Annotated in this window: 1 protein-coding gene; it reads right to left on the reverse strand. The window is 42.5% G+C overall.

Features of this window, described 5'->3' with window-relative positions; genetic code table 11:
• Positions 1–360: tyrosine-type recombinase/integrase (locus tag EOC06_RS38660; RefSeq protein ID WP_164899071.1), on the reverse strand; the 360-nt coding region annotated here is incomplete at both ends.

Raw genomic sequence — 360 nt, forward strand, 5'->3', positions numbered from 1 at the left:
GGAAGAGAGAGGAAGACTGATTTTTCTTTGCTACCAACACGATATCGATCTTCTCGCATCTTTACGTAGTCCTGCAGCTTCTCTTTCGCTCGATTGGAGAAGTGAACTAACGTTTTTCCTTCTTTCCCTTTACGCTCCACTCTTGCTCCACGTTCTATCCAATCAATGTCTCCGAGGTTTAACATGATTGTCTCGTTTACACGTAACCCGCTGCCCAGAATAAGAGAAAGGAAGGCTAAATCACGCTCTTTATTTAGGTTGTAGTAGTGTATCAGTCGTTTTTTTACCGGCTCCTTTTCATGAGACTCCTGAATGGTTTGAATGTAGTGATGCTCCACAAAGTTAAGAAAGTCATCCACT

The sequence above is a fragment of the Mesorhizobium sp. M7A.F.Ca.MR.362.00.0.0 genome (assembly GCF_004023175.1).
Lineage (GTDB): Bacteria > Pseudomonadota > Alphaproteobacteria > Rhizobiales > Rhizobiaceae > Mesorhizobium.